We start from the raw sequence: 14223 nt of genomic DNA, 5'->3' as shown, positions 1-14223 counted from the left end.
ATCTCTCGGGAAGGGGGCGTGATTCCGCCCCCTTCCCCTCCCCTACGAGCCCAGCATGATCCTGATGATCTCGTCGTTGGTGGCGCGCATGCCGTCGCGGCCGAGGCGGGCGATGCTGTCGATGGTGTTCTCCACGCCCTTCTTCACGATGCCGTCGCCGCCGTAGAACTGCTGGCCGTCGCGGTACATCACGTAGCCGAGGATGCCGGCGTTCACCGAGAAGGCTATCTTGCCGGCGCACGAGGGCTTCGCGCCGTCGCACACCATGCCCGCCACGATGGACAGCGCGTTCACCACGGCGTGGCAGGCCTCCTTGTAGCCGCCGCCGTCCAGATACGCGATGCCGGCGCCCGCCGCCGCGCCCGCGCACACCGCGCCGCAGAACGCCGACAGCCGGCCGATGCCCGTCTTCTGATGGATGGCCACGAGGTTCGAGAGCACCAGCGCACGGTAGAGCTGCTCGTCGCTCGACCCCAGCTCGCGCGCGTACACGATGAGCGGCACCGACACGGTGATGCCCTGGTTGCCGCTGCCCGAGTTGATGACCACCGGCAGCTCGCAGCCGCTCATGCGCGCGTCGGACGCCGCTGCGGCGCACGCGCAGGCGCGCACCTTCACGTCGTCGCCGTAGGCGCCCAGCATGACGCTGCCGATGTTCGCGCCCCAGTCGCCGGCCAGCCCCTCGTCGGCCACGGCGCCGTTGCAGGCGATCTGCCGGTCGAGCAGCTCGCGCACGTCGTCCACGTCCACGGTCATGGCGAAGTCCCAGATACCGGCCATCGAAAGCAGGCCGCGGTCGGTCATGCCCTCGGCCGCGCCGCCCTCCGACGCAGGCGCGGCATCGCGCAGCACCTCGCCGTCGCGCTCCTCGCGCACGATGTTCGTGTGGAAGTCGGCGATGCGCACGAGCGCGCTGCGCGCCGGACCGCCCGCCGCGGCCCCGGCGCCCGCGCCGCCGCCCGCGGCCCCGGCGCCGTCGGCAGCCTCCGCGGCGAACGCGCGCACGACGATGTCGAAGTCGAGGCCCGAGTCGGCGCGCTCCACCGCGATGGGCGTGCGCCCCAGATAGGCGACGACCTCCTCCACGTCGGCCGGCGACACGTCGGCGATCACCTCCAGGCTGCGGCCGGCCTCCCCCGCCACGATGCCGGCTGCCGCCGCGGCCTCGATGCCCTTCAAGCCGCCCGTATGGGGCACCACCACGCTCTTCGCGTTCTTGATGATGCTGCCGCTGGCCGCCACGTGCACGCGGGTCGGCTCGGCTCCCAGCAGCTCGCGCGCCCTCGCCGCCGCCAGCGCGATGGCGATAGGCTCCGTGCACCCCATCGCCGCGATAAGCTCTTCTTCCAAAATGGAAACGTAGGCGCCGTAGCGCTCGTCGGTCCGCTCCATGATCCGCCTTCCCGCCGGTTACGATTCCCCCATGATAGCACGCGACCCCCGCTGGGCGCTTAACGTCAAATTGATGCCGGCAACACCGGGAGCCGTCGCTATAATATGATGCAATTGCGCTCGCGCGCTGAACAACAAGGAGGTCCGCTTGAAGAAGCGGAGTAGGCTGGGCAAGGGGTTTATCGTCATCGCCTTCTGGGTGCTGGGCGTAGCCATACTCATGTTCACCCTCGCGCAGGTGCGCGACTTCGCCGGCATCATCAACGACTCGGGCGTCGTGCGCGGCGGCACGCAGCGCGTGGTGAAGATGGAGCTGGCCGGCCGGCCGGCGCCGTCCACCGAGCAGCGCGTGACCTCGCTGCTGGAGAAACTGGCCGAGAACGAGGAAAACCGCCTGTACAAGGGCCCCGAAACCTACGAGTTCATGGACAACCTGGCCGCCGTCGACTCGCAATGGAAGCTCATCGAGGACGAGATCGATGCCCTGCACCGCGGGGAGGGATCCGCCGAGCGGCTGCTGGACCTGAGCGAGACGCACTTCACCCTGGCCGACGCCATGGTGCTCTCCGCCCAGAAGCGCGCCGAGCGAGACTTCCTCGTGACGGGCGCCATCTGCACCGTGCTGTTCCTCACCGCCGCCACCATCATGCTGTTCATGCGCAACGACCGCATCTCGAAGCTCAAGACCGCCTACTTCACCGACCCGCTCACGAAGCGCAAGAACATGCTGGCCTTCGAGGAGCAGGGGCAGCAGCTCGTGTCCAGCGCCCCCGGGGGCACGTACCTGGTGGCGTACACGAACGTGCTGAACTTCCGCTACATCAACGAGACGTACGGCTACGAGTCCGGCGACAAGCTCATCCTGACGTTGGCCCGCCTGCTGGACAATGCCTGCCGGCGCGACGAGCTGGCGACGCACGGCAACGCGGACCACTTCGTGCTGCTGCTGCGCAACGACCCGCAGCGCATCGAGAAGCTGCACGGGCACATCGAGGCGAAGCTGCGCGCCACCCCCGACCTTCACTTCACGGGCATCCTCTCTTTCGGCTGCGGCGTGTGCGAGGTCGAGCAGCCCAGCGACAGCATCCCGCTCCTGGTGAGCAACGCCATAGCCGTGATGAAGGAGTCGCCCGACAAGGAGGGCATCTCGCGCTACGACCAGGTGTTCCGCAACGCCGTGGAGCTTAAGAACCGCATCGAGCAGCACGAGGACGAGGCGCTGGCGAACCGCGAGTTCCAGCTGTACCTGCAGCCGAAGAACCATCTGGCCGACGGCGCGCTCGCCGGGGCGGAGGCGCTTGTGCGCTGGAATTCGCCCAAGCTGGGCTTCCTCCCGCCCGACTCGTTCATCCCCCTCTTCGAGAAGAACGGGTTCATCGTGCAGCTCGACTTCTACATGCTCAAGCGCGTGTGCCAAACCTATCCGATGACCGTACCCGGCACCGGCGAAGCGCTCGTGGTGTCCGTGAACTTCTCCCGTGTCACCATCATGCGCGAGGGCTTCATCGAGCGCCTGCTGCACGTGGTGGACAGCGCCCGCATCCCCCACGAGGCCATCGAGGTCGAAGTCACCGAAAGCGCGTTCGTCATGGACGAGGACGCGGTCATCAACAAGCTCGAGACGCTCAAGGCCATGGGCTTCCGCCTGGCCATGGACGACTTCGGTACCGGCTACTCGTCGCTCAACCTGCTGCGCAAACTGCCCATCGACGTGCTCAAGATCGACCGCGGCTTCCTCTCCGAGAACACCGACCCGAGCCGATCGCGCTCCGTGCTGAAGGGCGTGCTGGACATGGCCGGCGACCTCGGGCTGGTCACCGTGTGCGAAGGCGTGGAAACGGAGGAGCAGGCCTCCATGCTGAGAGAGCTGGGCTGCCCGGTGGCCCAGGGCTACGTGTTCTCCAAGCCCCTGCCGGAGGGGGAGTTCCGCACCCGCTACGGACTTTGAGGGCCGAACCGCGCGTTGACCGGGCACGGCGATACCCGACTATTTTCATAGCCATGCACCTTTTCTCAGGCGACGCACCGTACAACCGGATACAATGGGAGCTGTTCTCCCCGCAGCACCCAGTCCGGCTTCGGGAGATCGGCCACCTCGGTTAGGAGCAGGTACATGGGCGACGACGCTTCGGGGAACCCTTCGACGCACCGGCACACGTACGTCATCGACCGCGACCATCGCGTCGTGTACATGGACCAGGCAGCGCACCGTGCCTTCCCCCGCGGCCAGGTGGGCTCCATCTGCTACGAGGCGTTCCGCGGCGCAAGCGAGCCCTGCGATGACTGCCCCTGGCACGGGCACGAGAGCAACAGCGGGGACGCCACCCAGACCGTCATCTTCAGCGCGCGGCGCGATAGGTGGTACGAGATCACGTGCCTCGAGGTTGACTGGTTCGACCGCGGCCCCTGCGTGCTGTTCTCGGGCCGGCCCGTTGACGACCGGAGCCGCAGCCTGTTCTCCACGCTGAGGGAGCCGTCGTCCTACGACGAGCTGTTCGAGATCAACGTGACGGGCGACACGTACAAGGTGCTGTACCACGAGCCCGGCAAGTACGCCATGCCGCCGCTCTCGGGAGAGCTCGGCGCCATGTTCGACGACGTGTTGAGGAACATGATCAATCCCGAGGACCGCGAGCGGTTCCAGCGGTTCTGGGACTTCGACACCCTGCTCGAGCGTATCGAGGAGGAGGACGGCGCGCTGCGCGGCGAGTTCCGCAAGCTGCGGTGCAACGGCAGCTGGGGGTGGGTGGCGCAGACCGTCGTGCCGGTGAAGCGCGGCGAGGGCGGCGAGACCGTGGTCATGTGCTTCATCGCCGACATCGACGCCGAGGTGCGCGCCCGCGAGGAGCACGCCGAGAACGCCCAGATAAGGCAGCTTCGCGAACGTGACCAGCTCACCGGCATCTACAACGCCGCCACGTTCTACGCGAAGGCCAGCGCGCTGCTCGAAGCGCACCCCGAGCGCTGCCACGAGGCGATCTACCTGGACATCGAGCACTTCAAGCTGTTCAACGAGTGGCACGGTCGCGAGGCCGGCGACGAGATGCTGCGCGCCATAGCCAATCGCCTCTCCAACCTGGCCGAGCGCTACGAGGGCGTGGCGGGCTACCTGGGCGGCGACGACTTCGCGCTCGTACTGCCCCACGGCACCATAACCGAGGACGCCGTCGACCGCCAGCTGAAGCTGCCTCCCTTCGACTCCGAGGACGCCATCGGGTTCCGCCCCGCCATCGGCGTGTGCTCCGTCGAGGAAGCGGGACGCTCCATCAGCACCGCCTGCGACCACGCCATGCTGGCCATGGCCACCGTCAAGAACACGTACGCCAAGCGCGTGGCCTGGTACGAGGAATCCATGTCCGAAGAGCTGAAGAACGAGGCGAAGCTGCTGCTGGAGGTGAAGCAGGCGCTGAAGAACCGCGAGTTCGTGCCGTACTGGCAGCCCCAGTGCAGCACCCGCACGGGGCGCATCGTGGGCCTCGAGGCGCTCGTGCGCTGGCAGCACCCGGAGCGCGGGGTGGTCATGCCGGGAGCCTTCATCCCCGTGCTCGAGCGCAGCGGGTTCATAGCCAGCCTCGACCTGTACGTATGGGACGAGGTGTGTCGGCACCTGCGCTCGTGGATCGACCGCGGCTGCCGGCCCATCCCCGTGTCCGTGAACATCTCGAGGGCCGACCTGTACGCCATCGACGTGGTGGACACGCTTGAGGGCCTGGTGGGCACGTACGGCCTCGACCACAGCCTGCTGGAGCTGGAGATCACCGAAAGCGCCTATGCCGAGGACCGAAAGATGGCCGAGGCGGTGAGCAGGCTGAAAGCGCTCGGCTTCACCATCCTCATGGACGACTTCGGCAGCGGCTACTCATCGCTCAACATGCTGAAGGACATCACCGTCGACATACTCAAGATCGACATGGGCTTCCTGAACCGCAACGACAACACGCGACGCAGCGAGAGCATCCTCGAGGCCGTCGTGTCCATGGCCCGCCTCATGGACCTGCGCATCATCGCCGAAGGCGCCGAGACGAAGGAACAGGTGGGTTTTCTGCAGGACATCGGCTGCGACTACGCCCAGGGCTACTACTTCCACCGCCCCATGGACACCGAGCATCTTGAGGCCCTGCTCGCCCAGCCCGACGCCGTGGACTTCCGCGGCGTGCTCGCGCCCATGATGGAGCTTATCGACATGGACGCCCTGCTGAACGAGAACGAGACGAGCAGAACCCTCGTCGACAACCTCATCGGCGGCATGGCCGTGTACGCCGTCTACCCCGACCGCTTCGAGCTGCTGCAGGTGAACAACTCGTACTATCGCGTGACCGGTTGCAACGCCGTCGACCTGCACGAGCGCCAGCGGTACATCTTCCGCCAGGTGCACCCCGACGACCGGGGCCTCGTCATGAGCCTGTTCGAGCAGGCCGAGCAGCACCCCGTGTCGGGCTCCGAGGGAACGATCCGCCGCTACCGCCTGTGCGGGGACCTCATGTGGCTGCACATGAAGGTGTTCTTCCTCAGACGCGAGCAGGACCGCAGCATCTTCTTCGCCTCGCTTTCGGACGTGACGGGCCAGAAGGAGCAGGAGCTGGAGCTGCGCTCTTCGCAAACCGCGCTGAACGACGTGCTGGGCCTGCCGTCCGCCGAAAGGGCGCTCGACGACATGTCGTCCGAAAATCGCCAGGTGGCAGCCCAGATATTCCTGGAAAACGTGCCGGGCGGCCTCATAGGGGGCTACTGCGAGGAGGGCTTCCCCATCCTGTTCGCCAACGAGGAGATAGCCCGCATGGCGGGCTACGACACGTCGGCGGAGCTCATCGAGGCGCTCGACGGCAAGGTGGGCAACTCCATCCATCCCGACGACCTGCCGCACGTCATGGAGGACATCGGGCCGGACTACTACGAGGGCCTCGACTACACCACCCAGTACCGCATGCCCCGCAAGGACGGGTCCTGGTTCTGGGTGGCCGACCACGGAAGGGTCGTCCGAACGAAGAACGGTCGCCTGGCCATCGCCAGCGTCTGCCTCGACATCGACGACTCCGTGCGCATGCAGCAGGAACTGGCCCTGGACGACGAGATGCTGCACCGTATCATCCTCCAGGCCAGCCTGAACGTGTGGATATACGACGTGGAGCACGACCGCCTGACGTTCCAGAACCTCTCGTCCGACGGGTTGGCGGCGCTGCTGGCCTCCGCGGACCGCTTTGCCCCCGAGCAGGGCGCTGCGACCGCCGACCGGGCGGGACGCATGCTCAGGCGCCTGGCGCGCGAGGCCCTGCACGACGGCGTGCCCGTCCGCGAGATAGAGGCGCTGGCCGAGGACGGCGACCCAACCCGGCTGCGCGTAACCTGCGAGGCCGTGCCCGACGGCACCGGCAGGCCCGTGCGCGTGATCGGCTATATCGAGAACGTCGCCCAGAGCGGCCCCGACACGGAAAGCGATTTGTTCGAGATGCTGAAGGGCCGGGCCGTGGACCACTGGTGCGTCAACCTGCGCACGCACAGCTTCCTGGACGCGTCGGACCGCCGGGCGTGGAGGCGGGCGGTGGGCGCCGTGCTGGAGGACTGGACGGACACCACGCCGGCCGAGCGCATCGGGCGCACGGTGCGCACCGTGAAGGACGCGGAGGCGGTCAAGTCGTTCCTCGACTTCGATGCCATGCTCGCACGCTTCGAAGACGGGGTGCTGTTCGACTCGCTGGAGTACCGCCAGGAGGACGAGCGGGGCGAGCGCTGGATGGAGCTGGGCTACCGCCTTATCCGCATCGAGGCGGGCGGCGACGTGTACGCCTACCTTTCCGTGACCGACATCGACCGGCGCAAGCGCCGTGAGCTCGATCTGGAGGACAAGGCTCGCCACGATGCGCTCACGGGGCTGCTGAACCGCCAGACCGGCGCGGCGCTGCTGCCGGAAGCCCTGGCGAAGACGCTGCGCAAGGGCACCGCGGGCGCGTTCGTCATCATCGACTTGGACGACTTCAAGCTGGTCAACGACCGCCACGGTCACCTGTCCGGCGACACGGCGCTGGCCGACGTGGGCCGGCACCTGCGCAGCGCGTTCCGAAAGAACGACCTGGTGTGCCGTTGGGGCGGCGACGAGTTCATCGTGTACTGCGACGACATCACGCGGGCCAGCCTGGCGCGGCGCGTGGGCACGCTGTGCGGCAAGCCGTGGACGACCAAGGTGAGGGGCGGCACCACCATCGAGGTGTCCGCCTCGGCCGGCGTCGTGCTCGTGCCCAAGCAGGGCACGGAGTTCAAAACGGTGTACGACCGCGCCGACGCGGCGCTGTACCGGGCGAAGTCGATGGGCAAGGCGCACTTCTGCTTCTACGAGCCCGGCATCCCGTCGCCCCTCGCCGATTGAGCCTGGGCCTACACGCCCAGCCCCACCGTCAGGTGCATCATGTAGAACGCGAAGCGCATGACGAAGATGCCGGCCAGCACGAGCACGCACGCCGCGCTGGCGCGGCCGACGCCCAGGGAGCGCCGGCCCTCGAGCGCGCGGTTTAGCAAGACCTGCGCGTCAAGGCCGATGCCCGCGAGCGCCAGCACGCCGAACGCGGCGATCATGAGACCGTAGTACGGCACGAGGTCCGAGGCGGCGAGGAACGCGTTCGCAATGCGCGGCAAGTCGGCGCTCTGCAGCCCGAACGACACGAGGTTCGCGGCAAGGGCCGCCGCCGACAGCGCCAGCAGCGTGCGCCCGAAACGGCCGCACGCCGGCTCCCAACGCGCGGCGCGCAGGCCCACGAGCGCAAGAACCGGACCGCCCACCAGCGCGTTCAGCCACAGGTTCAGCGGCACGTACACCGTGTACCACGACACGATGGTCTCGGCGCTGTAGGCGAAGGCCACGGACGTGACGAACACGATGCCCGCCGCCATGGCCAGCGCCATCCAGGGGCGCTGCAGCCCGACGCGCGGCTGCTCGGCGAACGAGTAGAGCCAGTAAACCCCTGCCAGAGCCAAGAACACCACGGCGCAGAACACCTCGGTGGAAAGCGGGCTGCGGCCCACTCCCAGGAACACGTAGAGAGCGTTCGCCGGATTGCCCAAATGGGTGGCCGAGGCCACGAGCCCCACCATGGTGGTGACCAGCGGTATGCTTAGAAACTGGTTGATGCGCTGCCGCGCGTCGGCCGGCATGCCCGTCCGAAGAAGCGGCAGGCCCATGAGGATGAACGCGACGACGCCCGACGGTGCGAGCGTCGTGAACAGGACGAGCGTTATCTCGCCCAGCGCCGTGCCCATCCCCGACAGCATGGCCCCCTCCTAGCGGTAGAACCGCGGGTAGGCCACGTCGAGGGCGCGCTCGGACTGGATGCCCTCGAGGCTCGCCTTCGCCAGGCGCGCTAGTCCCTCGTAGAACGGCTGCTCCGCGGCCTCGGCCAGCTCGTCCAGGAAGTGCGACGACCACGGCAGCAGGTGCAGGCGCAGGAAGTCGTCCAACGCCTCGGGACGGTTGCGGGCTATCCACGCCATGAGCACGAGCATGAGGCCGATGTGGTCCTCGGGGGTCTTGTCGTCCACGAGCCGCTCGATACCCTGCGCGCGCATCCAGGCGCGCAGCGCGAGCGTGCTCTCGCCGAACACGACGCACTCGCGGTCGGTGTACACCGAACCCCACGGCGGTGCCGGCTTCGGCGCCGGGCCCACGAACAGGCGGCGGTACTCCCACACCAGGTCGTCGTCCTCGACACCGCGCGCAAGCCCCTCTTTCATGAGCGCCAGGTCGCCATGCGCCTCGGCCTCTTCCGCGAACGGCCACTCCGCGGCGGCTGCATCCACGTCGAGCGCTGCCAGCGCCTGGAACGCTGCGCCGGCCTCGCCCGTCTTCGGGTCCTGCAGGAAGAACGGCCCCAGCGTCTCGCCCACGAAGGCGATGCCCTCGAGCATGTCCCGGCCGTCCTGCATGTTCTCGTCCATAGTTCGTCCCCTCCGTCGAAACCAGCAAGGTACGCCACATTGTAGCGTACCTTGCCTCCGTCAAAGTATTCGTTTCGGAACCGTGCCGGCGCGCCTTCCCTAGAAGCTCAGGCCCACGGAAAGCTGCACGGCATAGAACACGAGGCGGGCGACGAAGATGCCGATCACGGCCATGACCGCTCCGAAACCGGCCATCGCCACCGGGCTCTTGCCCAGAAGCGCTGCCACGGTGCCCGCCGCCGCCAGCACGAGGCTGGCGGCGGCCACCGCAAGGTAGATGGTGACGTCTGCCACGAGGTCGGCACCGGACACGAGGGCGTTCTCCATGCCGCCCACGCCCATGACCTGGACGCAGAACCCGCCGATGGCGAGCACCGCGCCGGCTGCGGCCACCACGATGCCGGCCGTCTTGAACGAGCCCTTAAGCGCATCGGGGAGCGCGCCGGCAAGGCCCAGCACCAGCGTGCCCAGCGGCATACCGCCCAGCAGGGCGAAGCCCAGCAGCTGCACCACCACGAGCGGCGAGTTCCACGAGGCGATGGTCTCCATCATGTAGGCCATGCCGGTGAAGCAGGCGAACACGGCGGCGGCCACGGCCACCACGGCCACGAAGCCCTTGCGCGCGCCGCCGGAGAGCTTGCCGGCCAGTGCCAGGATCACGTACACCAGGGCCAGCACCACGAACAGCGAGCCCACGAGGATCTCGTTCGACAGCGGCGAGGAGCCGATGCCGGCGAACACGCCCGCCGCGTGCAGCGGAGAGGCCAGGTGGAAGAACGAGGCGGCAAAGCCCACGAGCACCACGACGAACGGGATGAGCGTCATGCGGTCGATCTTCTTCACCTGGTCGTCGGTGAACGTCGTGGTGAAGAAGGCCAGCGCGAGCGCGATGAAGGCGCCGGCGCCCATCGGGGCCAGGGTCGTGAACAGCGCCAGAGGCAGTTCGGCGAATGCGGCCTCCATGCTACATCACCTCCAGGGGGTTGACGACCTTGCCGTCGGCGCTGCCGGCAGGCTTGGCGTCCGCGGAAGGCTTGATGTACAGGTTCGGGTTCGTGTAGTGCGGCTCGGGCAGCGGCGCGATGTTGCCGCGCTCGCCCACCTTGGACATCTCCTCCACCGTGCCGAAGTCGAGCGCGCGGGCCGGGCAGGCCTCCACGCACACCGGCTTCTCGCCGGCCGCCACGCGCTCGGCGCAGCCGTCGCACTTCACGGAGTGGCCCTTGGAGCGGTCCACCTTCGGCGCGTTGTACGGGCAGGCCATGTGGCAGTAGCCGCAGCCCACGCACTTGTCGGCGTCCACGGACACGAGGCCCGTCTCCGCATCCTTGTGCATGGCGCCCGTGGGGCACACCTTCGTGCACGCCGGGTCGTCGCAGTGGTTGCACGACAGCGACAGCGGGTAGCTCGTGCACGTGGAGGTGAAGCAGCCGTTGGCGTCCCTCACCGTCTCGCCGCTCGTCACCTCGTACACTTTGCGGTACGCGACGCCCAGGTCAAGATCCTTGTAATCCTTGCAGGCCATCTCGCAGGTCTTGCAACCGGTGCAGCGAGTGCCGTCGAAAGAAAATGCGTAATGCGTCATGATCTATCCTCTCCTTTCCTCGCCGCTATGCCTTCACGACTTCGCAGATGTTCGTGTGCTGCGGGTTGCCCTTCGACAGGGGCGAGGGACGCTGGGTCGTGAGCGTGTTGATGCTGCCGCCCTTGTCCACGCGGTCGCCCGCCATGTCGGCGTCGTGCCACGCGCCCTGGGAAACCGCCACCGTGCCGGGAACCACGCGGGGCGTGACCTTGGCCAACAGCTCGATCTCGCCGAACTCGTTCTTCACGCGCACCGTGTCGCCCTGCTCGATGCCGCGGGGCTCCGCGTCCACCGGGTTGATCCAGGCTTCCTGCGGGTTGACCTCCTTGAGCTCGGGCATGAAGCCCCACGAGCTGTGGATGCGGCCGCGGTAGTGGAAGCCGGACAGCGCGAGCGGGTACTCGTCGGTCGTGTTCTCCACGCCGTACCACTCGGGCAGGTACACGGGGATCGGCGGCATGGTGTCCAGACCGGGCAGCGTGTCGTCGGCCTCGAGCTCCCAGCCCTCGGTGAACTTGAGCAGCTTCTCGGAGAAGATCTCGATCTTGCCGGACGGCGTGTCCAGCTTGTTCGCCACCGGGTCGTCGCGGAACTTCTTCATGGACACCACCGGCGCGTGCTCCTCGATGTATACGCCCATCTCCACGGCCTCATCCCAAGTGGGAAGCTTCGGGCTCTTCTCGCGCGCCTTCTCGTACTGCTCCTTGATGCGCTCTTCCTCGGTCTTGCCCTCGGTGAACTCGTCGGCCACGCCGAACTTCTCGGCCATGAGCGTGGCCATCTCGTAGGCGGTCTTGCGCTCGAACTTGGGCGACGTGCAGGCCGTGCCCGTGATCATGTAGCCCGTGTCGGAGCCGGTGGAGATCTGCGAGGTCTGCTCGAAGCGGAACAGGTCGGGCAGGATGACGTCGGAGTACTTCAGCGAGTCGCACATGACCGTGTCGATGCCCAGGATGAACTCGCACTTGCTCTCGTCGGCCAGGACGTCGTGCGCCTTGTTGATGTCGGAGTGCTGGTTGGTCAGGCAGTTGCCGGCGTAGTTGATCATGTACTTGATGTTCACCTTGAGCGCGTCGGCGTTCTTCACGCCGGCGTTCTTCGCCGTCATCTCGGTGCCATGGTCGATGGCATCGGTGAACAGGAAGCACGGGATGGAGGTCTTCACCGGGTTCTTGCCGGCGTCCATGGACACGCTCGCCGGGCTCGTGCGGTCCTCGCGGGTGCCGTTGTTCGTGCCAGGCAGGCCGATCTGACCCACCAGGCAGGGCAGCGCCATGATGGCCCAGGCCGTCCACTCGCCGTTGCTGCGGCGCTGCGGGCCCCAGCCCTGGTTCACGTAAAGGGGCTTCGTCGTGCCGATCTCCTCGGCCAGCTCCTCGATGCGCTCGGCCGGGATGCCGGTGATCTTGGCAGCCCACTCGGGCGTCTTCTCCACCTTGTCGTAGCCCTCGCCCATGATGTAGGCGTAGTAGGACAGGTTTTTGCCCTTATAGGCCTCGGGCATGGTCTCCTCGTCGTAGCCCTGGCAGTACGTGTGCAGGAAGTCCAGGTCCACCAGGTCGTTCTTGATAAGGTAGTGGGCGATGCCGGCCACGAGCGCCGCATCGGTGCCCGGGTTGATGGGCAGCCACTGCTCGGAATGGCCCGAGATGGAGTCGTTCATACGGTAGTCGATCATGTAGATCTTCGCGCCCGTGCGCTCGCGCAGGTGCACCCAGTCGTAGTGCGTGGTCAGGCCGCCCTGGCGCGTCTCGGTGGGGCTGGAGCCGAAGATGAGCACGAGCTTGGCGTCCTCCGCCGTCTTGAACGAGCTGCCGCCGTTGCCCTTGGAGCCGTACATGTAGGGCGTGATGCAGGAGATCTGCGCCGTGGAGTAGCTGTTGTAGAAGTTCAGGTAGCCGCCCACGAGGTTCAGGAAGCGGTTGAACGGACGCGACGTGGTGGCCGACACGCCGGTGGCGTAGGGCACGTACACGGCCTCGTTGCCGTACTTGTCGATGACCTCCTTGAGCTTCGTGGCTGCAAGGTCGATGGCCTCGTCCCAGCTGATCTGCTCGTACTTGCCCTCGCCGCGCTTCCCCACGCGCTTCATGGGGTAGTTGATGCGGTCGGGGCTGGCAAGCCAGCGACGGTAGCTGCGGCCGCGCAGGCAGGCGCGCGGCTGCGGGTCGTCGAAGCCCGCGTCCTTGCTCGTGTAGGTATCCACCCACACCACTTCGTCATCCTGCACGTGGAACTTCAGGCTGCAGCGGCCCGGGCAGTTGATGGCGCAGTGGCCCCACGTGACGGTCTCCTCGGCGGCGGCGGCATGCGCTTGCGGCACGCCCGCCCCGAAGAGCGTGTTCGTGGCGGCCACGCTGCCGCCCACGGCTGCCAGCGCACCGAGCGCACCGGTCGTCTTCATGAACGTACGGCGGCTCAGACTCGGCATGATGTCTGACATGACACTCCCCCTTCGGTAGTCCTCGATGCGTCCCGCGCCTCCCGCGCCGGACGCCTTGCCGGTCCGCCTTTCGGGTTCCCCCCAAGACGGAAACGGCTCCATAACGGGGCCTACCATACCCTTATCGGAGAAAACGCGTGTCACATAAAATGTGGGAACTTTGAGTATTCGCAGGTCAACTGCCTGCATGTGAGGGTGTATGTGACAGCGCTCCCCGCCGCCGCCCCAACCGTCAGCGCAGGGCGCTCAACAGTGCCGGCGGCGCCGTGAGCACCAGGCTGGGGTACGTGGCGTCCGCAGGAGGCAGCGGCGGGATGCTCGCCAGCTCGCCATAGGAGGCGCGGAGGTCGCGCATCTCGCCGAAATGGAGCGCGTCTTCGGGACAGGCTTCCACGCAAGCGGGCTGCTTGCCCGCCTCTACGACGGCGGCGCAGGCATCGCAGATGACGGCCACGCCATGGCGCGGGTCGATCTTCACCACACCGTAGGGGCACGCCCGGGCGCAGTCCCCGCACCCGGTGCAGAGGGCGGTCACCACGCTCATAAGGCCGGTACCCGGCTGCTTGCGCAACGCCTCCTCCGTGCAAGCAGCCATGCAGGCAGGGCGGGCGCAGTGCAGGCAGCTTACCGAGATGAAGTACGCAAACAAGGTGAGCGAGCAGGTGCCGTCGGGCGCCTCCTCCCAAACGCCGCCTTCGTAGGAGGTCACGGTGCGGCAGGATAGCTCGTCCGGCACGCGGCACTGCGCGCAACAGGCATCGACGCAGGCGCGGCATCCGACGCAGCGCACGGCGTCGACGTGAAATCCATAGGGCACGTTGTTCCTTTCATCATCCCCTCCGCTCCACAACCCATCACGTCATGGTATCGGGCACCGCTT

9 protein-coding genes are annotated in these 14223 nt (G+C 67.2%); 2 read left to right on the top strand and 7 right to left on the bottom strand.

What is annotated here, in order from left to right; all coding sequences use genetic code 11:
• Positions 1–42: 42 nt before the first annotated feature.
• A complete protein-coding gene (locus K9U15_RS03130; protein WP_096227342.1) occupies positions 43–1392 on the bottom strand; it encodes a serine dehydratase subunit alpha family protein in 1350 nt (449 codons plus the stop codon).
• Positions 1393–1540: 148 nt separating this feature from the next.
• Here K9U15_RS03130 and K9U15_RS03125 point away from each other — a divergent pair, with 148 nt between their 5' ends.
• Both K9U15_RS03125 and K9U15_RS03120 read left to right on the top strand, forming a co-directional pair.
• The gene (locus K9U15_RS03125; protein ID WP_123672657.1) at positions 1541–3340 is read left to right on the top strand and encodes a bifunctional diguanylate cyclase/phosphodiesterase; all 1800 of its coding nucleotides are present in this window, start codon (positions 1541–1543) and stop codon (positions 3338–3340) included.
• Between the two features lie 165 nt (positions 3341–3505).
• Entirely contained in the window at positions 3506–7753 is a 4248-nt protein-coding gene (locus K9U15_RS03120; RefSeq protein WP_161959699.1) for an EAL domain-containing protein, read from the top strand.
• Positions 7754–7761: 8 nt separating this feature from the next.
• On the opposite strand, the gene K9U15_RS03115 is transcribed toward K9U15_RS03120, so the two are convergent.
• From K9U15_RS03115 to K9U15_RS03090, 6 genes are all read right to left on the bottom strand, one after another.
• Complete coding sequence (locus tag K9U15_RS03115; protein WP_123672659.1) at positions 7762–8652, bottom strand: DmsC/YnfH family molybdoenzyme membrane anchor subunit; 891 nt, start codon at positions 8650–8652, stop codon at positions 7762–7764.
• A gap of 9 nt (positions 8653–8661) precedes the next feature.
• Positions 8662–9315 (bottom strand): Tat proofreading chaperone DmsD, encoded by a 654-nt coding sequence (dmsD, locus tag K9U15_RS03110; RefSeq protein WP_123672661.1) that lies wholly within the window; start codon positions 9313–9315, stop codon positions 8662–8664.
• Between the two features lie 99 nt (positions 9316–9414).
• Positions 9415–10278, bottom strand: a complete 864-nt coding sequence (locus tag K9U15_RS03105; protein ID WP_123672662.1) for a DmsC/YnfH family molybdoenzyme membrane anchor subunit — start codon at positions 10276–10278, stop codon at positions 9415–9417.
• Position 10279: 1 nt separating this feature from the next.
• Positions 10280–10900, bottom strand: coding sequence for a 4Fe-4S dicluster domain-containing protein (locus K9U15_RS03100; RefSeq protein ID WP_087190159.1), 621 nt, complete (start codon positions 10898–10900; stop codon positions 10280–10282).
• 25 nt (positions 10901–10925) lie between these two features.
• On the bottom strand, positions 10926–13343 hold the full coding sequence (locus tag K9U15_RS03095; RefSeq protein WP_301155611.1) for a DMSO/selenate family reductase complex A subunit: 2418 nt from the start codon (positions 13341–13343) through the stop codon (positions 10926–10928).
• Positions 13344–13575: 232 nt separating this feature from the next.
• A complete protein-coding gene (locus tag K9U15_RS03090) occupies positions 13576–14160 on the bottom strand; it encodes a 4Fe-4S dicluster domain-containing protein (protein ID WP_301155610.1) in 585 nt (194 codons plus the stop codon).
• Positions 14161–14223 lie beyond the last annotated feature (63 nt).

This window comes from Gordonibacter sp. RACS_AR68 (genome assembly GCF_030418485.1).
In the GTDB taxonomy this organism is placed as follows: Bacteria; Actinomycetota; Coriobacteriia; order Coriobacteriales; family Eggerthellaceae; genus Gordonibacter; species Gordonibacter urolithinfaciens.
The sequence above is the reverse complement of the archived record's forward strand: the minus strand, read 5'-3'. Positions and strand labels throughout refer to the sequence as shown.

Bases quoted from the DNA above. Each gene is read 5' to 3' on its own strand.
- K9U15_RS03105 (WP_123672662.1), bottom strand. From the start codon at position 10,278: ATGGAGGCCGCATTCGCCGAACTGCCTCTGGCGCTGTTCACGACCCTG.
- K9U15_RS03130 (WP_096227342.1), bottom strand. From the start codon at position 1,392: ATGGAGCGGACCGACGAGCGCTACGGCGCCTACGTTTCCATTTTGGAA.
- K9U15_RS03120 (WP_161959699.1), top strand. From the start codon at position 3,506: ATGGGCGACGACGCTTCGGGGAACCCTTCGACGCACCGGCACACGTAC.
- dmsD (WP_123672661.1), bottom strand. From the start codon at position 9,315: ATGGACGAGAACATGCAGGACGGCCGGGACATGCTCGAGGGCATCGCC.
- K9U15_RS03115 (WP_123672659.1), bottom strand. From the start codon at position 8,652: ATGCTGTCGGGGATGGGCACGGCGCTGGGCGAGATAACGCTCGTCCTG.
- K9U15_RS03095 (WP_301155611.1), bottom strand. From the start codon at position 13,343: ATGTCAGACATCATGCCGAGTCTGAGCCGCCGTACGTTCATGAAGACG.
- K9U15_RS03100 (WP_087190159.1), bottom strand. From the start codon at position 10,900: ATGACGCATTACGCATTTTCTTTCGACGGCACTCGCTGCACCGGTTGC.